We start from the raw sequence: 17,820 nt of genomic DNA, 5'->3' as shown, positions 1-17,820 counted from the left end.
CGCTGGATACAAAAAGACTCGCCGAGCGCACAGGCCCAGCGAGTCGCGATGATTATCAGAAGTTGGTGCCGCCAGTGAAGCGGAAGTTCTGCGTGATGTCGGTGCTCGCCTTGGAGGTCACGACCGCATAGTCGAAGCGGATCGGGCCCATCGGAGAATTCCAGAGCACCGAGGCGCCGACGGACGAACGCAAGCGGAAGTCGTTCGAGTTCGGCACGACGCAGGTGCCCTGGCCGAATCCCGCCTGCGGCGTATAGGCGGCGAGACAGGTGACGCCCGGAATGGTCGGCAGATTGTTGCTGTAGTTCGTGCGGCCCTGGAAGTTCCACAGGCTGCCGGCGTCGGCGAAGAGCGCGCCCCTCAGACCCAGATCCTTCGGCAGGCCCCACAGCGGGAACTGCACCTCGAGCGAGCCGCCAATATAGTTGGAGCCTCCGAGAGAGTTGCCGTAGCGAGAATTATAGGTCGTGAAGATGTTCGAGTCGCGCGGACCGATGCCGCCGGGGGCGAAGCCGCGAACAAGGCTCGGACCCAAGTTGAAATTGTCCTGAATGCGCGGAGTGTAGCCGCCGAAGGGCAGCAGATCGCCGCCCTGCAGGCGGGCGATGCCGACCACGTCGTCGAGATAGGGAATCTCGTGGAAGTAGCGGACGTCGCCCGTTGTGCGGAGATAGCGCGAATAGCCGCCGAGACCCGCCGCATCCTGGTTGAGGCTGACGAGCCAGCCATTGTGGGGGTTACGGAAGTTGTCGATCGTGCTGTAGTTCAGCGCATAGCCGATCTGCGAAGTCACGATCGTGCCCTGCGACTCCTTGATCGCGAGCGACGCTTCGCCGTTCGACTGACAGTTATAGAACAGGTTCGGAAAGTCCGGCGCCGGGAAGAAGGGCGAGAAGCCGGGCGTCACCGCCGTCGGAATCGTACAGTCGTTATAGGGCTTGCTCGTCGAGTTCGGGATCGAGATCGTGGTCTGATAGATCGAGTAGCGCGGCGAGAGGCTCAGCTCGTCGGTAACGGGAATGCCGAAGCGAACCGTGCCGCCGATCGAGGTCGAGCTGTAGATCGAATAGTTGTAGGCGTCCTGCCGGCGGGCGAACACGTCGAAGCCGGCTGAGATGCGCTGATCGAGGAAATAGGGCTCGGTGAAGCTGAAGGTCACGCCGCGCGCGATCTGGCCCGCCTGCACAGACAGGCGCACCGCCTGACCACGACCCATGAAGTTGCTTTCCGAGACCGAGACTTCCGCGATGAAGCCCTGATTCGTGGAGTAGCCGCCGGAGACGCCGAAATTGCCGGTGGGCTGATCTTCGATGTCGACGTTCACGACCACGCGGTCGGGCGCGGAGCCCGGCTCGTTGGTGATCTTGACCTTCTTGAAGTAGCCGAGGCCATTGAGGCGACGCTCGGCGCGGTCGATAAGGACGCGGTTGTAGGCGTCCCCCTCGCCAATGTCGAATTCGCGGCGAATGACATAGTCGCGCGTGCGGGTGTTGCCGCGAATATTGATGCGCTCGATGTAAACGCGCGGACCCTCGTCGAGCACGAAGCGGATCGCGACCGTCTGGGCGGCCGGATTGCGTTCGCCGCGCGGGCGCGCCTGAGTGAAGGCGTAGCCCTTCTTGGCGACTTCGCGCGTCAGCGCCTCGACCGTCTTTTCCACCGCGTCGCCATTATAGACGTCGCCCGGGGAAAGCCTCAGAACGTCACGCAGCGCGGCCCCGTCGATGTCTGGCAGATGCGACTCAACGTCGACCGAGGAAACGTGATACTGCGGCCCTTCCTCCACGACGATGGTGATGACGTAGCCCTGCTGGGCGGGATCGTACTGCGCGTCCGAGCTGACGACGCGGAAATCCGCATAGCCGTTCTTCAGGTAAAAGCGGCGAACGAGCTCGAGATCGGAGGCGATGCGATCGGGATCATACACGTCGCTCGTCTTGAAGAACGACATGAAGTTCATCTCGGTCGTCTCCATCAGGCCGACCAAACGGCGCGTGGAGTAGACGTTGTTGCCGACGAACCTGATTTCCTTGACGCCGGTCTTGTCGCCCTCGACGACGGTGAAGACGACGTCGATGCGGCCGTTGGGGAGTTCGACCGTGCGGTAGGACACCTTCGCGGCGCCGCGGCCGGCGCGGCGGTAGATTTCCGTCAGACGGGCGACATCGGCTTCGGCGACCTGCGGATTGAAGGCGCCCCGGGATTTGGTGCGCAGCTCCGGCTCGAGATTCTCGGTCTTTACCTTGCTGTTGCCCTCGATGACCACGCGGTTGATCTGGTTGCCTTCCGTCACGCGGATGATGACGTCCCCGCCCTTGCGGCTCGCGGAAACCGTCGCAAACCGGCCGCTCTCGCGCAGCGCCTCAAGGCCCTTGTCGACTTCCGCGGGGCTCGTGCCGGTGAAATAGGAGCGGATCGTCTCCGCGTCGGAGCGGGTATTGCCCTGGACGATGATGCTCGCGAAGGCCGGCGCGGAAAAGGCCGCCAGCGCCGCTAACGCGACGATCAGCAGTGACGCAGATTTCCAAATGCCGCGGATGGATTGCATGTAAAGCTGGTCCTCGTCGCAACTTCGCCGCCCGGAGCGCGGCGCGAATTTCTTTGATCCCTAAAGCGGGCGAATGGCGCCATTCCGGGTTCGCCGAATCTTCTACAGGGTTTAACCACCCCTGCAAATCCAGAATAAAATCTCTTCGGTCAATTTGTCGAAGGCGTGACGCCAAAGCCACGATTCATGGTCAGCGCTTGGTTAATCGACCCCGAACGGGGACAATAAAATTGCAAAAACCGCGGCCGGCGGCCGCGGTTTCGCCACAATCACGAAGCTGGGGCTGCGCCGGATCAGGAGGCGGCGCCGGCGAGCCGCTGGATGAGCCGCGCGACGTCGTTATAGGTCGAGAAAATCATCAGCACGCCGACCATCGCGAGTCCGATCCGGAATGCGACCTCCTGCGCGCGCTCGTTGAGCGCCTGGCCGCGAACGGCCTCGATGCCGAAGAACAAGAGGTGACCGCCGTCCAGCAGCGGGACCGGCATCAGGTTGAGAAGGCCGATCGACACCGACAGGATGGCGATGAGGTTCAGGAAGGGCGCGAGACCCACCTTGGTGGCCGCCTGCGCCATCTGGCCGGAGATCTGCGCGATGCCGATCGGGCCGGAGAGCTGATCGGCGCTTTCGCGGCCGGAAAGGAGGCCGGCGACATAAGTCCCCGTGCGACGCACGACCTGCCAGGTTTCCTCCAGCGCCATGCCGAGCGCTGCGACGGGGCCGAAACGCTCCTCATGGACGTCGGCGGCGGCGGTCGACGCCTTCAGGCCGAGCATGCCGATGCGCACTTTGCCGGCGGCGCTCTCGACCTCGCGCCAGGCCGGCGTCGCCTGGATCGTCACGTCCTTGTCGCTGCGGCGCACGACGAAAACGAGCTTCGTATCCGCCGAAACCGAGACGATTTCCTGCATCTTGGAGAAGGTCGGAATTGGCGCGCCGTCGATCGTCAGGACTAGGTCGCCGGGCATAAAGCCCGCCGCCTCGCCGGCGCCGCCCGAGACTACCGATCCGATGCGCGGGGTGAGGACCGTACGGCCGTAAAAGGCGAACATGCCGGCGAAAATCGCGATGGCGAGCAGGAAATTGGCGAAGGGGCCCGCAAAGACGATGGCGGAACGCTTCCAGACCGGCTGCGCGGCGAAGGTCACCGCGCGCTCCGCGGCGGGCATGGCCTCGACCGCCTCGGGATCGGGCGCGCTGGCGCCGTTGGCGTCGCCGTGAAACTTCACATATCCGCCCAGCGGGATCGCGGCGACGCGCCAGCGCGTGCCGTGGCGGTCGACCCTCGCCCAGAGCTCGGGACCGAAACCGATCGAAAAGGCGTCCACCTGGACCCCGCACCAGCGTCCGACGATGAAGTGGCCGTATTCATGGATGAAGACCACGACGCTCAGGACGACGACGAAGGGGATGACGTAGGTTGCAAAGGTCATCAACAGGTCCAGCACGGTCTCGCCTCCAAACGCTTCACTCGGGCCACAACCCGCGCCAGCGCGGCGGCGTGGGTTTGGTTACTGAAGCGTTAACATGCCCGATGGCGCGTCAACGGCCAAGACGGCCCGGGACCTTTCTCTGACAATATGGTCAACGGCGAGCGCTTCCTCAACGCTTTCAGGAGCTTGTGCGTATCCTTCACGCAGCGCCGTCTCGCAGGCTTCGGCCACGTGGCGGGCGATCCCGGAGAAAGGCATGCGCCGGTCGAGGAAGGCGGCGACGGCGATTTCGTTCGCCGCGTTAAGGACGTTCGTTAATCCGCCGCCATGCGCCAGCGCGTCGAGCGCCAGTTTCAGGGCGGGGAATCTTTCAAAATCAGGCGCTTCGAAAGTGAGGGCGGCGATTTTCGCGAGATCGAGCCGCGGCGCCGGCGTCGTCAGGCGATCGGGATAGCCGAGGCAATGGGCGATCGGCACGCGCATATCGGGCGGCGCCATGCCGGCCGTGACGGAGCCGTCCGAAAACGCCACGAGGCCGTGGACGATAGACTGCGGATGCACCACGACTTCGAGCTTTTCCGCCGGCACGCCGAAAAGATGGTGCGCCTCGATGAGTTCGAGGCCTTTGTTCATCATGCCGGCCGAGTCGACGGTGATCTTGGGCCCCATCGCCCAGTTCGGATGGTTGAGCGCCTCTTCGACTGTCGCCGCAGCGATGCGCTCCTTGCTCCAGGTGCGGAAAGGGCCGCCCGAGGCGGTCACGATCATACGCTCGATGCGGGACGGATCCTCCCCGCCCAGCGCCTGGAAAATGGCGTTGTGCTCGCTGTCGACCGGCAAAAGCCGGACCTGCATCTTCCTGGCCATGCGCATGAAAGGCGCCCCGGCGCAGACCAGGCACTCTTTGTTGGCGAGGGCGACGTCGCGACCCGCCGCCAGCGCGGCGTGAGTGGGCTCGACGCCCGCGGCGCCGACAATGGCCGAGACGACCAGGTCCGCCTCCCGCACGGCGGCTTCGATCACCGCTTCACGGCCGGCGGCGACCTGCGTATTGGTCCCGGCGAGCGCCTCCTTCAATTCCGAATAGGCGTTCTCGTCCCGGATCGCCGCGAATTCCGCCTTGCTGCGGCGCGCGATCTCTGCCAGTCCCTTGGCGTCGCGCCCGCCGGCGACGGCCGAGACCGAAAAGCCCTCGGAATCGCGCTCCAGCAAGTCGACAGTGGACCGGCCGACGGAGCCCGTCGCGCCAAGAAGGACGATACGGCGCGGCGCCTTCGCCCGGCCGTCCAAATGTCCATTATTCAAAGCCATCAGTCCGTCACCACAAAAAGAGGTTCGCCGCCGCCGACGGGTTTCCTCTCGCCAATCCAAGCGCCGAGGCAAAGGCGCAGGCGAAGATGAAGCCGTCCAGGCGGTCCATCACGCCGCCATGGCCGGGTATGAGCTGACTCGAATCCTTGACGCCGAAGCGGCGCTTGACCGAGGACTCGAAAAGGTCTCCCATCTGGGAGATGGCGGCCGCAGCCAGCGCGACCAGGAAGACCGGAAAGCTGGCAAGCGCCGGACCGCCGCCGAAATAGGCTGTCGCGAGACCCAGCAACGCCCCGCTCACGACGCCGGTGACGGTTCCGGACCATGTCTTACCGGCGGAAACGCGCGGCCAGAGCTTCGGCCCGCCGATTAGCCTGCCGCCGAAATAGGCGAAGATGTCGGTGCCCCAGACGATCGCGAAGAGGAAGGCGATGGCGAGCGCGCCGAAGTCGAACGATTCACGGAGCCAGCAGACGGAGAACGCAAGAACCCCGGCATAGGCGACGCCCGTGGCCGCCCAGATGCGGCTCCCCGCGCCTGAAAGAAGCGCCGCGGCGGCGGCGAAAACCGAGATTTCCAGCGCCGCGGGGCCGGCGAGCCCGCTGCGGCCCAAGGCCGTCGCGGCGGCGACCGCGGCGCCGCCCGCCACGACCCGCGCCGTTCGGCGCTCGCCGCCCACAAGGCCCTGCCACTCCCAGTTCACCGCGAACCCGGCGAGGAGCCAGAAGGCGGCGAACAGGTCGCCGCCGACGTAGAGCGTGACGACTGCGATTGCGACCAAGACGACGGCGGAGGCGACGCGCGGCCCCAGATCCGCAAATCCGCCCCCTTTGGCGGCCCCCTTCTCCGCCGTCCTGCTCATGACGCCGTCTTGGCGCTGCGCGGCGCCTCGACCCGGCCGAAACGGCGCTCGCGATGCGCATATTCCTGCAGCGCCGCGATCATGGCGGCGCGATCGAAGTCCGGCCAGAGGATGGGGAGGAAGACGAATTCGGCGTACGCCGCCTGCCATAAGAGGAAATTCGACAGCCTTTGCTCGCCCGAGGTGCGGATGATGAGGTCGGGGTCGGGAATGTCGGCGGTGTCGAGCCTGGCGGAGATCGCGTCGGCGTCGATGTCCTCCGGCTTGAGCCGGCGCTCGGCCACCATCGCGGCGAGCGCGCGGGCCGCGGCGGCGATCTCCTGTCGGGAGCCGTAATTGAAGGCGACCACGAGGGTGAGGCCGGTATTCGCCTGCGTCACCTGCTCCGCTTCCTTGAGCAGGTCGGCGATCTCGGGCGCGAGATCGTCGCGGGCGCCGATGACGCGGACGCGCACATTATTGGCGTGGAGTTCGGCGAGGTCGTTGCGGATGAAGCGATGCAACAGGCCGAGCAGGCTCTGAACCTCCTCGCGCGGGCGCGACCAGTTCTCGGCGGAGAAGGAATAGACGGTCAGATAGGAAATCTTGAGTTCGATGGCGGCGCGCACCGCGCGGCGCAGCGCCTCGACGCCCCGCCGATGGCCTTCGAAGCGCGGCAGGCCGCGCGCGGCGGCCCAGCGGCCATTGCCGTCCATGATGAGGGCGACATGGCGCGGAGGCGCTTCTATGCCGAGGGCGGTCGTCGCCATTTCGAGAAAATCGCCTTCCGCCATCGTTGCGTGTCCGAATCGCTGGCCGATCTTAGCAAAGGCGGCCGGCGGGCGCTGTCGCGCTCAAATGGTCGCTCCCAAAGGGCTCAGACCTGCATGATTTCCTTTTCCTTGGCGGCCAGCGCGGCGTCGATCTCCTTCACCGCCTCGTCCGTCGCCTTCTGGACTTCGGTTTCGTGCCGCTTCTCGTCGTCCTCCGGAATCGCGTGATCCTTCAGAAGCTTCTTGAGAATGTCGATGCCGTCGCGGCGGACGTGGCGGACGGCGACGCGCGCCTCTTCCGCATATTTGTGCGCGACCTTGACCAGCTCCTTGCGGCGCTGCTCGTTCAGCTCCGGCATGCGGATGCGCAACGTCTGGCCCTCGACCGTCGGCTGCAGGCCAAGATTGGCCTCGCGGATCGCCTTGTCGACGGCGATGACCAGCGCCTTGTCCCACACCTGGACCGAGATCATGCGCGGCTCGGGGACGCTGACGGTCGCGACCTGGTTGAGCGGCGACACCTGGCCATAGGCGTCGACATGCACCGGATCGAGAAGGCTCGCCGAGGCGCGGCCGGTGCGCAGGCCCCCGAATTCGTGCTTCAGCGTCGCAACGGAGGCCTGCATGCGGCGCTTGATATCCGCGAGATCGAATTTATCCGTCATGATCTCCACAACCTGTCTTGTCGCGGCCGGCGCCGCAAGAGCCGCGCCCGGCGGGACGATTTTTCGCCACCGGAACCCGTTTAGCGCTTCGCTCGACGAAGCGGCCGGCCCTTATGGCATGTTTTTTCGCTCGCGCGCCAGAAAGACGCGCGCAATCACGGCGCAACGAGTGTCGAGCGCCCCCCGCCCGAAAGAACCGAGGCGATGGCCCCGGGCTCCGCTATCGAGAAAACAATAATGGGTATCTTGTTCTCCCGTGCAAGCGCGAAGGCGGCGGTGTCCATGACCGCCAGGCTCCGGGCGATGGCCTCGTCATGGGTGAGGCGCTCATAGCGGCGGGCGTTCGGGTCGCGCTTCGGGTCGGCCGTGTAGACGCCGTCAACCTGCGTCGCCTTGAGAACCGCGTCGGCCGAGAGCTCGGCCGCGCGCAGCACGGCGCCGGTGTCGGTGGTGAAGAAGGGATTGCCGGTGCCGCCCGCAGCGATCACCACCCTGCCCTTGTTGAGATGGTGCAGCGCCGCGCGGCGCGAGAAGGATTCGCAGAGCGCAGGCATGGGAATGGCGGAGAGGCAGCGCGCGGGACGGCCCTGCATCTCGATCGCCTGCTCCAGCGCCAGGCCGTTCATCACGGTCGCCAGCATCCCGATGGAGTCGGCGCGGGCGCGCTCGATGCCCGTGTCCGCCCCCTTGATTCCGCGAAAGAAATTGCCGCCGCCGACGACGACGGCGACTTCGTGGCCGTTTTCGGAGGCGATCGCCAGATCCTTGGCGATACGCTCCAGGGTGGCGGCGTCCAACCCATGCGACGAGTCGCCCTGCAACGCCTCGCCGGAGAGCTTCACGACCACGCGTTTATACGGCTTCGATGCGTGATCGGTCATGACGGGTCTCTTCGCTGGCTTGGGCGGGGCGTAATCTACATACGAACCGCGCGCCGCCCCGGCAAGTGACCCTCGTCATGTCGGCTCAACAAAGCGTTATGGCCCGACCTCCCCGCCCGTCGCGCCGAAAACCTGGCCCGTCGCATAGCTCGACTCCGCGGAGGCCAGCAATACGTAGAGCGGCGCGATCTCCGCCGGCTGGCCGGGTCGCCCGAGCGGCGTATCGCCGCCGAACTTGGTGAGATGCTCCTGCGTCTGCCCGCCGGTCGGCTGAAGCGGCGTCCAGAAGGGACCCGGCGCGACCGCATTGACGCGAATGCCTTTCGAGGCGAGTTGCTTGGCGAGGCCCCAGGTGAAATTGAGGATGCCCGCCTTCGTCACCGCATAGTCGAGCAGGACTTGCGAGGGCTGATAGGCGTTGATGGAGGTCGTGTTGATGATGGTCGAGCCGGGCGGCATATGCGGGATCGCAGCCTTGGTGATCCAGAAAAGCGCATAGAGATTGGTGCGGAACGTCTGGTCCAGATCCTCCGTCGTGATTTCCAGTATCGATTCGCGCACATGCTGGCGGGCGGCGTTGTTGACGAGAATGTCGAGCCCGCCGAGCTCGTTCACGGCGTCCTCGACGAGGCGCTTGCAGAATGTTTCGTCCCGAATGTCGCCGGGAAGCTGCGCGGCCTTGCCCCCCGCGTCGCAGATGAGCGCGGCGACCTCCTGTGCGTCCGGCTCCTCTTCGGGCAGATAGTTGATCGCGACATCCGCGCCCTCGCGCGCAAATGCGATCGCCGCGGCGCGGCCGATGCCCGAGTCGCCGCCCGTGATGAGCGCCTTGCGGCCAGCGAGCCGCCCCGAACCGCGATAGCTTTTCTCGCCATGGTCGGGGACAGGCCGCATTTTGCTCGCGAGCCCCGGCCAGGGCTGCGGCTGTTTCTCGAAAGGGGGCTTGGGATAAAGCTCGCGCGGGTCCTTCAACCCGTCGGCCTGCGCCGGCATGGCGGGCGGCGGCGCCTCGCTCTCTATGCCGTGGACCGAGACGTTTTCCTGGATGGTTTCTTCGACCGACTGATGCTGCGCAGCCATGACGACGCTCCCGGCGCCCCGCCAGTGGGGTCAAACGCGGGGGCGGGAAGAATGTTTCGGACGCGATTGCGCATGCAGCGGCTCGGCGAGCGATGGGAGTCGCCACAGACCTCGCTTTCCGCCGCGGCGGCGCCCGCTCGTCGCGGGCGCCGCGCCGACGCTCGTTTCGCGCGCCTTGCAGCGTTTGTGCGATGCCTGGGCGTGGATGGGCGGGACAAGCCCGCCAGGATGGCGGACTTGCTGACGCAATGGCCGCCTTCTCCCGCAAGCGGGAGAAGGAAAAGCGCTCCAAGGGCTACCCCTTCGCCGCCGCAGCGACTTCGGCCGCGAAGTCGCTCGTCTGCTTTTCGATGCCCTCCCCGAGCGCGTAGCGGATGAAGCCCTTGATGGCGATCGGGGCGCCGGCCTTGCCCTCCAGCTCCTTCACGGCCTGGGCGACGGTCTTGCCGTTATGCTCGGGATGGTTCGACGGCTGGTCGAGCAGGCAGACTTCCTTGGCGAAGGTCTTGATGCCGGACTCGACGATCTTCTCGAGCACATTGGCCGGCTTGCCGGCGTTCTTCTCGCGCAGCAGATTCGCCTCGCGCTCCACGACCGCCGGGTCGAGGCCGGCGGCGTCCATCGCCTGTGGATTGGCCGAGGCGACATGCATGGCGATCTCGCGGGCGAGCTTGCCGAGCACTTCCTTGTCGCCCGTCGATTCGAGGGCGACAATGACCGCGATCTTGCCCTGGCCGTCGACCACCTGGCCGTGAACGTAACGTCCGACGACGCCGTCGCTCACCGCCAGATTGGCGGCGCGGCGCAGCGTCAGGTTCTCGCCGATCGTGGCGATGGCGCTGGTGATGTTCTCGGCGACCGTGCCCCCGCCGGGATAGGCCTGCGCGCCGAGCTCGGCCGCGTCGGTCTTGCCGCTCGTCAGCGCGACTTCGGCGACGTTCCTGACGAGCGTCTGGAAGTCCGCGTTGCGCGAGACGAAGTCGGTCTCGGAGTTCACCTCGACGACGACGCCTTTCTTGTCGCCCGTCAGCGCAGCGACGAGGCCCTCGGCGGCGACGCGATCGGCCTTCTTGGCGGCCTTGGACAGGCCCTTCTTGCGCAGCCAGTCGACCGCGGCCTCGAATTCGCCGTCAGTCGCCGTCAGCGCGGCCTTGCAGTCCATCATGCCGGCGCCGGTGCTTTCGCGCAATTCCTTGACGAGGGCGGCGGTGATCGTGGCCATGTTGAAATCCTTCTGTTTCGCCGGGCGGAAGCGCCTCAAATCGCGGCTTCCTCGGCTCTCGGGCGTTTATTGCGACGGGCGCCGGCTCTGTGAGAGCCGGCGCCCGAGGTAAAAGCGAAAGATGACAGTCAGGCTTACGCCGCGAGAAGCGCGCGCGCCTGATCGACCCAGCCGTCGCGGGCGATGCGGCCATTGAGCTTGAGTTCGGCGTCCACCTTCTCGACGTCGGCCGGCGTCATCGCCGCGAGCTGCCAATAGTGGAAGATGCCCGCGTCGTTCAGCTTCTTGACGAGCTGCGGGCCGACGCCGTTGAGCTTGGCGAGATCGTCGGGCGCGCCGCGCGGGGCGGCGAGCAGCTCAAAGACCTCGGCCGACACATAGCCGTCTCCAGCGTCGCTCTCGGCGACAACCGACTCGACCTCCGGCGACTCGGAAGCGCCAATATCCACGCCCAGCGCGCCCTGGCTGCGGCCGATGCCGTCGATCGCCGCCTTGGCGATAAGATCGCAATAGAGCGCAATGGCGCGGCCGGCGTCGTCATTGCCCGGAATCGGATAGGTTACGCCGTCCGGATCGCAGTTCGTGTCGAGAATCGCCACGACCGGAATCTTGAGGCGGTTCGCCTCCTTGATCGCGAGCTGCTCCTTGTTGGTGTCGATGACGAAGATCAGGTCGGGCGTGCCGCCCATGTCCTTGATGCCGCCAAGCGCCTTTTCCAGCTTGTCCTTTTCGCGGGTCAGCAGCAGGCGCTCTTTCTTCGTCACGCCCTGAGCGCCGGCGGAAAGCATCTCGTCGAGCTTGCGCAGACGGCTGATCGAGCCCGAGATTGTCTTCCAGTTCGTCAGCGTGCCGCCCAGCCAGCGGGAGTTAATGTAATATTGCGCGCTACGCTTGGCGGCGTCGGCGATCTGATCCTGCGCCTGGCGCTTGGTGCCGACGAAGAGAACGCGCCCGCCCTTGGCCACCGTGTCGGAAACCGTCTTCAGCGCCTGGTGCAGCAGCGGCACCGTCTGAGCGAGGTCGATGATGTGGATGTTGTTGCGCGCGCCGAAGATATAGGGAGCCATCTTCGGATTCCAGCGATGCGCCTGGTGGCCGAAGTGGGCGCCCGCCTCGAGAAGGCCGCGCATGGTGAAGTCAGGAAGCGCCATTTTACTTTTCTCCGGTTGAGCCTCGGCGAAAGCAAGGTGAAGAGGCCGGAAGCCGGCCACCGGAAACGACGTCTTGGATCAGACGCCGCAATACCTTCGCCTGTGGAATGCGCGCGCTTATATGCGAAGCGCCCGCCGGGAGCAATAGGGGCGGGGAAGCGGGCCCCGGACGAGGCGGAAAAATCGTTTTTGGGGGCGTCGGGAAAGCGAGCCGGCGAGACGCGCCGGCAAGGGCGTCGGCCTATCCGATCTTTCTATATTGCGCAGCAAAAATTTTTCGGTCCGCGACGAGTTGTCGCAGGCCAACATACTGAATTTATTGGTATAAATTCAGTTTTTGAAGACCTAAAAATAGGTTCCACAGGCACATTGCCAAGCGTTTTGAATCGAGCTAGGGTTACCTCGATGCGGCAAGCAATTCTGGTAAAAAACAAACAGGGGGAAAACGCATGGCCGTCAACATTCACAGCTCCGGCGATATCGGCAAGATGCTGATCTGGGTCGCCGCCTTCGTCGGCTTCGTCGTCGTCGCTCTTACGTGGGTTCCGGACTGGATCTCCCCCGAGGGCACGAACGGCACGGGCAACCGTAACGGCATGGAAGGCGCCGGCGTCGGCTCGACTTCTCGCATGATTCAGTAATACCCCTGCCAAACGACTTGCCGGGGGGTGATCTCCCGGTCTTGTCTTTTGGAAGGGACGATCCGCCCCTTAAAGGCGCAGATCGATTTGGAGCCGACGCTCTCGACTTGTTCGGGCGTCGGCTTCCACTTTTTCGGCTGCCGCAAAACCCGGCGGCGCAGGCCGACGCCGGCGCGAGCCGCCAGAACGCGATTGGGCAAAGGCGGACACGCCCATATCCGAATGCAAAGCAAAAAGCGGCGAGTTAAAAGAAAAGCATAGAAATGAACCGGGTGCGCGCCGATTTATTGCTCATGGCGGTTTCGATCATCTGGGGAACGGCTTTCATCGCGCAGAAACACGCCAATAGCAGCATGGGGCCTGTCAGTTTTGTCGGCGCGCGTTTCTTGCTGTCGTTTGTGGCCTTGGCGCCGCTGGCTTTCTACGAGCACAATAATCCGACCGGGTCCCGGTTGAAGAAGGAGGATCTCGGCTTGGCGGGCCTGGTCGGCCTCTGTCTCTTTGTCGGATCTACCCTGCAACAGATCGGTCTCGTCACGACGACGGCGACGAATGGCGGATTTCTAACCGCTCTCTACGTGATCTTCATCCCCTTCATCGTCTGGATAATAACCGGCGCGCGGCCAAGACTCATCGTCCTGGCGGCGAGCGTCGTATCGGTCATGGGGGCCTGGCTCCTCACGGAACAGGGGCGATTTCATGGTTGGACCGCCGGCGACGCCCTGGTGCTGATCGCGGACATCGCATGGGCGGCTGGGATCAGTCTGGTTCCCATCTTTCTCAGCCGCGTGGACCGGCCTTTCTTTCTTGCCTTTGCGCAATACGGCGTCACCGCCGCGCTCGGCATGATCTGCGGCCTGAGTTTCGAACCTTTCTCGCGGGAGGGATGGGCCATGGCGTTTCCAGCCATCCTCTACGCCGGCGTCTTCTCGGGGGCGATCGCCTTCACGCTTCAAATCTTCGCCCAAAAATACACGCCCCCCGCCGAAGCGGGTCTCATCATGTCACTCGAGAGCGTTTTCGCCGCTTTAGCGGGCGCGGCGCTGCTCTCCGAACGGCTGACGGGCTCGGGCGTGCTGGGCTGCGTTCTAATTCTGCTTGGCGTCGTGGCCGTCGAAGTCGGACCCGCCCTGCGAAACGTCAAGCTGCGCGGCTATCTGCGCAAGCCGGTCTAGGGCGCGGTTCACCAGGCGCGCCGCCGCTCCGCTCGGAAGGCGCCTTGGCAACGTTGCGCCTTCCGAATACCTTCACGCGACTTTGGACCGCCCGCAGGGGGATTCCGGGCCAGACTCCCCTCCGACCAGACGCCTTCGATGGACCTGCACAGCGCGATCCGCTTTTCCGTAAGACAAGTTTCGTCGGAGCTGTTTTCGGCAGGTTCGATCTTTTCGGTCTATTCGCTGGCGTCGTCCTTCGCGCTAGGGTTCGCCGCTTTAGCCTATCGACGCGTAAGACGCCGCGGGCGAGCCAATTTGCGGGCGATTTCCAGAGCTGTCTTTTCCAGAAAGCTCGCGACGGTCGAGTCCGTCCATGCGGACGTCAAACTGTTCGTCCTGAGCGTCATCTTCATGCCGGCGGTTATTGGCGGCCTCGTCATTTCCTCGAACGCCGTCGCAACGGGCATTCATTCCATCCTCGGGAGCGCGTTTGATTCGAGGGGAGAAGCGCCGTTTTCGGACTTTCAAATAAAGGTCATTTCGACCATCGTTCTGTTTCTGGCCTATGAAATCGGATATTTCGTCGATCACTATCTCAAGCATCGCGTCCCGTTCCTGTGGGAGCTTCACAAGCTCCACCACACGGCGGACGTGCTCACGCCTCTCACAAATTTTCGAAATCACCCGATCGACAACGTCGTCTTCGGTTATATGCTCGCTTTCTTTATCGGCGGCGCGTCCGGCTTTTTGCACTGGCTGTTCAACCGGCCGACGGAAATGTTCTCCGTCGACGGAAAGAACATCCTCTTCCTCTGCTTTCTATGGACGATCGGGCACCTTCAGCATTCGCAGTTCTGGATCCCGTTTTCGGGCTTTTGGGGGCGCATCGTCCTAAGCCCCGCGCACCATCAGATCCATCACTCAAACGATCCGAGGCATTTCAACCGCAATCTCGGCAGTGTCCTCGCCGTGTGGGACTGGATATTTGGAACGCTCGAAATCCCGACGCAGAAGAACCCGCGGCTGACCTATGGCGTCGACGAAGAAGGCGTCAATCCGCATTCCTCCGCAGGCATGCTGCTGACGCCGGTCGTCAAATCGGCCGCCGAGCTCCGGCGTGCGCTCATGTTGCTTTGGAAATCCTTTTCCGGCGCGTGGGAGTCGGCCGCGCAGCGGATCGAGCGGCGCCACGGCTGAAATCTCCGCCTGGAGCGCCTTGCGAAAGCGGGAACCCGGTTTTCGCGTAAAGCGAGCTCCAAACCTTTGGAAGCGGCCGCGTCGCCTGCGTTTAGGCGACTCCGCCTGACGCCACGCGATTTAGAACTCTATGCCCTCCTGGCCTTTTACGCCCGCCGAGAAATGGTGCTTCACGAGCGCCATTTCGGTCACGAGGTCGGCGGCGGCGATCAACTCCGGCTTGGCGTTCCGGCCCGTGACAACCACGTGCAAGCCGTCGCGGCGCGCGGCGAAACGCGCCAGAACCTCCTCCAGCGGCAGATGTTCGTAACGCAGGGAAATGTTCAACTCGTCGAGCACCAGGAGCCGGATTTCAGGATCCTCCATCAGTTCGCAGGCCTTCTCCCAGGCGCGCCGCGCCGCCGCCTCGTCGCGGGCGCGGTCCTGGGTCTCCCAGGTAAAGCCCTCGCCGAGCGTATGCCAGCTGACCTCCCCCAGCTTTTCCAGCATGTCGCGCTCGCCCGAACGCCACGCGCCCTTGCCGAACTGAACGACGCCCACCTTCCAGCCATGGCCGAGCGCGCGCAGCGCCAGGCCGAAGGCCGCCGTGGACTTGCCCTTCCCGGGCCCGGTATGCACCATCAGCAGTCCTTTCCGCGCGATGGTCTTCGACGCGACCTCGGCGTCCTGGACGGCCTTGCGCTTTTCCATCTTCTCGCGATGGCGGCGGGCGGCGTCGTTTTCCTGATCTTCTGTCAAGGGCGTTCCTTGCCGTTTGACGTGAACGTAACGCGCGCATATGACTGTAAGCGACGGTCCTTCGCAAGAAGGCGAAAAGGGAACGCGGTGCGGGAAGCCCCAAAGCCGCGGCTGCCCCCGCAACTGTAACCGGGAAAGACCGCGCCATCAGCCACTGGGCGAAAGTCTGGGAAGGCCGCGCGGATGAGGCGCCCGGGAGCCAGGAGACCTGCCGTCCCGGCGATCATTTCGATCGCCTGTCGCAACATTTCGCCGCCGGTGGGGCGGCAGGGAGACGCAAATGAACAATACCGCCGCCGTCCGCACGCTCGCGACTTCCAAGGTCGAGACGCTCAAGGCCGCCTTCGTCGCGCTCGTGATCGGCCTCGGCCTCGTCTATGGCGCGGGCTTCGCCAATTCGGAGAGCGTCCACGACGCAGCGCATGACTCTCGTCACGCGCTCTCCTTCCCCTGCCACTGACCGCGTCTCACGCGATCCGTGATCACGCGCCTTTTGGCCGCCGGCCTTATCGCCGGTGTCGTTGCAGGCTTCGCCGTTGCGGCCCTGCAACATTTCACCACGACTCCCCTCATCCTCGCCGCCGAGGTTTATGAGGCGGCGCAACGCGCCCATGAAGCGGCCGCTGAACATGCGGGGCCTGCATTCGAGGGCCTGCGCCGCACGGCGGCGACGAGCCTCGCGACCATTGCGGTCTCCACCGGCTATGCGTTGATCCTGCTCGCCTGCATGCTCTTTTCAGGCGAAGCGATCGGCGCCCGGCGCGCGGCGCTGTGGGGCGCCTGCGCCTTTGCGGCGACCGGTCTCGCGACGAGCCTCGGCCTCGCCCCGCAACTGCCCGGCGCCGCCGAGACCGATCTCGCGGGCCGGCAGATCTGGTGGCTCGCCACCGCCGCCTCGACCGGCGCCGGTCTCTTCGCGCTCCTGCGGCTCGACAATGTCGCGGCCAAGGCGGTCGGCGTCGCGCTGCTCGTCGCGCCGCATCTCTTCTGGCCGACGCACGCCGCGCCCGAGAGCACCGTTCCCGCCGAGCTCGCCGCCCGTTTCGCGGCCGCGTCGCTTGCAGTTCAGGCCCTGAGCTGGATCCTCGCCGGCGTCCTTGCAGGGGTCATTTGGAACTTCATTCCCGGCGACCGGGCGGAGGCGGCATGAGCGCGGCGAAAATTCCGGCGACCATCGTCACGGGTTTCCTCGGCGCCGGCAAGACGACGCTTATCCGCCACGTGCTAGAGAGTGCGCGCGACCGTCGTCTCGCGCTCGTCATCAATGAATTCGGCGATGTCGGCGTGGATGGCGAAATCCTGCGCGCCTGCGGCGTGGAGAGCTGCCCCGACGAGAATATCGTCGAACTCGCCAATGGCTGCCTCTGCTGCACCGTCGCGGACGACTTCGCGCCGGCGATCGAAGCGCTGCTCGCGCATGAAAGGCGCCCCGACCACATCATCATCGAGACTTCGGGCCTCGCACTGCCGAAGCCGTTGGTGAAGGCCTTCGATTGGCCGGCGATCCGATCCAGGCTCACGGTCGACGGCGTGATCGCGGTGATCGACGGCAAGGCCGTTGCGGAAGGCCGCTTCGCCGACGATCTCGACGCCGTCGCGCAGAAGCGCGCGGAGACCGAGACGATCGACCACGACAATCCGCTCGAAGAAGTCTTCGAGGATCAGCTCGCCTGCGCCGATCTCGTGATCCTCAACAAGACGGATCTGCTCGACGAGGCCGAAGAGGCTTTGGTCGCAGCGCAACTTTCACAAGGCGCGCGCGGCGGCGTGAAGGTCGTGCGCGCACGCGAAGGCCGCGTCGATCCGCGCGTGCTGCTCGGCCTCGCCGCCGCGGCGGAGAACGACCTCGCCAACCGCCCCTCGCATCACGACGCGGAGCCCGATCATGACCACGACGACTTCGACAGTATCGTCCTGAGCCTTCCCGCGACCGACGACCCCGCGGCGTTCGTCGCCAAGCTCGCCGACGTCGCACGCGCGCATGACGTGTTGCGCATGAAGGGCTTCGTCGAAGTCGCCGGCAAGCCGATGCGGCTCCTCGTGCAGGGCGTCGGCGCCCGTTTCCAGCATCATTTCGACCGCGCGTGGAAGCCGGGCGAAGAACGCGCGAGCCGCCTCGTCGTCATCGGTGAAAAGGGCCTCGACCGCGACGCCATCGCCGCCAAGCTGGCGCAGCCGTGAC

The 17,820-nt window shown here is 65.0% G+C and carries 17 protein-coding genes and 1 riboswitch; of the genes, 6 read left to right on the top strand and 11 right to left on the bottom strand.

What is annotated here, in order from left to right:
- Positions 1 to 55: 55 nt before the first annotated feature.
- The 10 genes from bamA to ACNHKD_RS08605 all read right to left on the bottom strand — a co-directional run bounded on the left by bamA (position 56) and on the right by ACNHKD_RS08605 (position 11,905).
- The gene (gene bamA / locus ACNHKD_RS08650) at positions 56 to 2,548 is read right to left on the bottom strand and encodes an outer membrane protein assembly factor BamA (RefSeq protein ID WP_442756646.1); all 2,493 of its coding nucleotides are present in this window, start codon (positions 2,546 to 2,548) and stop codon (positions 56 to 58) included.
- A gap of 293 nt (positions 2,549 to 2,841) precedes the next feature.
- Positions 2,842 to 3,981: a M50 family metallopeptidase gene (locus ACNHKD_RS08645; RefSeq protein WP_442756872.1), complete on the bottom strand. Its 1,140-nt coding sequence runs from the start codon at positions 3,979 to 3,981 to the stop codon at positions 2,842 to 2,844.
- A gap of 78 nt (positions 3,982 to 4,059) precedes the next feature.
- A complete protein-coding gene (gene dxr, locus ACNHKD_RS08640) occupies positions 4,060 to 5,292 on the bottom strand; it encodes a 1-deoxy-D-xylulose-5-phosphate reductoisomerase (RefSeq protein ID WP_442756645.1) in 1,233 nt (410 codons plus the stop codon).
- A 7-nt stretch (positions 5,293 to 5,299) separates the two neighbouring features.
- On the bottom strand, positions 5,300 to 6,154 hold the full coding sequence (locus ACNHKD_RS08635; protein WP_442756644.1) for a phosphatidate cytidylyltransferase: 855 nt from the start codon (positions 6,152 to 6,154) through the stop codon (positions 5,300 to 5,302).
- Entirely contained in the window at positions 6,151 to 6,927 is a 777-nt protein-coding gene (locus ACNHKD_RS08630) for an isoprenyl transferase (protein ID WP_442756643.1), read from the bottom strand. Before ACNHKD_RS08630 ends, ACNHKD_RS08635 begins: the two co-directional genes overlap by 4 nt.
- An 83-nt stretch (positions 6,928 to 7,010) precedes the next feature.
- Complete coding sequence (gene frr, locus ACNHKD_RS08625; RefSeq protein WP_442756642.1) at positions 7,011 to 7,571, bottom strand: ribosome recycling factor; 561 nt, start codon at positions 7,569 to 7,571, stop codon at positions 7,011 to 7,013.
- Between the two features lie 155 nt (positions 7,572 to 7,726).
- Positions 7,727 to 8,452: a UMP kinase gene (gene pyrH / locus ACNHKD_RS08620; protein ID WP_442756641.1), complete on the bottom strand. Its 726-nt coding sequence runs from the start codon at positions 8,450 to 8,452 to the stop codon at positions 7,727 to 7,729.
- Between the two features lie 96 nt (positions 8,453 to 8,548).
- Entirely contained in the window at positions 8,549 to 9,532 is a 984-nt protein-coding gene (locus ACNHKD_RS08615; protein ID WP_442756640.1) for an SDR family oxidoreductase, read from the bottom strand.
- A gap of 295 nt (positions 9,533 to 9,827) precedes the next feature.
- A complete protein-coding gene (gene tsf, locus ACNHKD_RS08610) occupies positions 9,828 to 10,754 on the bottom strand; it encodes a translation elongation factor Ts (RefSeq protein WP_442756639.1) in 927 nt (308 codons plus the stop codon).
- A 134-nt stretch (positions 10,755 to 10,888) separates the two neighbouring features.
- Complete coding sequence (locus ACNHKD_RS08605) at positions 10,889 to 11,905, bottom strand: 30S ribosomal protein S2 (RefSeq protein WP_442756638.1); 1,017 nt, start codon at positions 11,903 to 11,905, stop codon at positions 10,889 to 10,891.
- A 449-nt stretch (positions 11,906 to 12,354) separates the two neighbouring features.
- On the opposite strand from ACNHKD_RS08605, the gene ACNHKD_RS08600 reads away from it, so the two are divergent.
- The 3 genes from ACNHKD_RS08600 (at position 12,355) to ACNHKD_RS08590 (ending at position 14,900) form a co-directional block, all read left to right on the top strand.
- Positions 12,355 to 12,546: a hypothetical protein gene (locus tag ACNHKD_RS08600; RefSeq protein ID WP_442756637.1), complete on the top strand. Its 192-nt coding sequence runs from the start codon at positions 12,355 to 12,357 to the stop codon at positions 12,544 to 12,546.
- 263 nt (positions 12,547 to 12,809) lie between these two features.
- On the top strand, positions 12,810 to 13,721 hold the full coding sequence (locus ACNHKD_RS08595; RefSeq protein WP_442756636.1) for a DMT family transporter: 912 nt from the start codon (positions 12,810 to 12,812) through the stop codon (positions 13,719 to 13,721).
- A 138-nt stretch (positions 13,722 to 13,859) separates the two neighbouring features.
- The gene (locus ACNHKD_RS08590; protein ID WP_442756635.1) at positions 13,860 to 14,900 is read left to right on the top strand and encodes a sterol desaturase family protein; all 1,041 of its coding nucleotides are present in this window, start codon (positions 13,860 to 13,862) and stop codon (positions 14,898 to 14,900) included.
- A gap of 120 nt (positions 14,901 to 15,020) precedes the next feature.
- On the opposite strand, the gene cobO is transcribed toward ACNHKD_RS08590, so the two are convergent.
- Positions 15,021 to 15,638: a cob(I)yrinic acid a,c-diamide adenosyltransferase gene (gene cobO, locus ACNHKD_RS08585; protein WP_442756634.1), complete on the bottom strand. Its 618-nt coding sequence runs from the start codon at positions 15,636 to 15,638 to the stop codon at positions 15,021 to 15,023.
- 37 nt (positions 15,639 to 15,675) lie between these two features.
- A riboswitch (cobalamin riboswitch) is annotated at positions 15,676 to 15,868 on the top strand.
- Positions 15,869 to 15,918: 50 nt separating this feature from the next.
- Between cobO and ACNHKD_RS08580 the strand changes: the two genes are divergently transcribed.
- Genes ACNHKD_RS08580 through cobW form a run of 3 tightly spaced genes read left to right on the top strand, consistent with a single transcriptional unit; the run spans position 15,919 to position 17,819 of the window.
- Complete coding sequence (locus tag ACNHKD_RS08580) at positions 15,919 to 16,098, top strand: CbtB domain-containing protein (RefSeq protein WP_442756633.1); 180 nt, start codon at positions 15,919 to 15,921, stop codon at positions 16,096 to 16,098.
- An 18-nt stretch (positions 16,099 to 16,116) separates the two neighbouring features.
- Complete coding sequence (locus tag ACNHKD_RS08575) at positions 16,117 to 16,788, top strand: CbtA family protein (protein ID WP_442756632.1); 672 nt, start codon at positions 16,117 to 16,119, stop codon at positions 16,786 to 16,788.
- Entirely contained in the window at positions 16,785 to 17,819 is a 1,035-nt protein-coding gene (gene cobW / locus ACNHKD_RS08570; protein WP_442756631.1) for a cobalamin biosynthesis protein CobW, read from the top strand. The genes ACNHKD_RS08575 and cobW overlap by 4 nt, the downstream gene beginning before the upstream one ends.
- Position 17,820 lies beyond the last annotated feature (1 nt).

Source organism: Methylocystis sp. JAN1 (assembly GCF_052186135.1).
GTDB lineage: Bacteria > Pseudomonadota > Alphaproteobacteria > Rhizobiales > Beijerinckiaceae > Methylocystis.
Note: the sequence above shows the minus strand (reverse complement) of the source record. Positions and strands in the feature narration are given on the sequence as shown.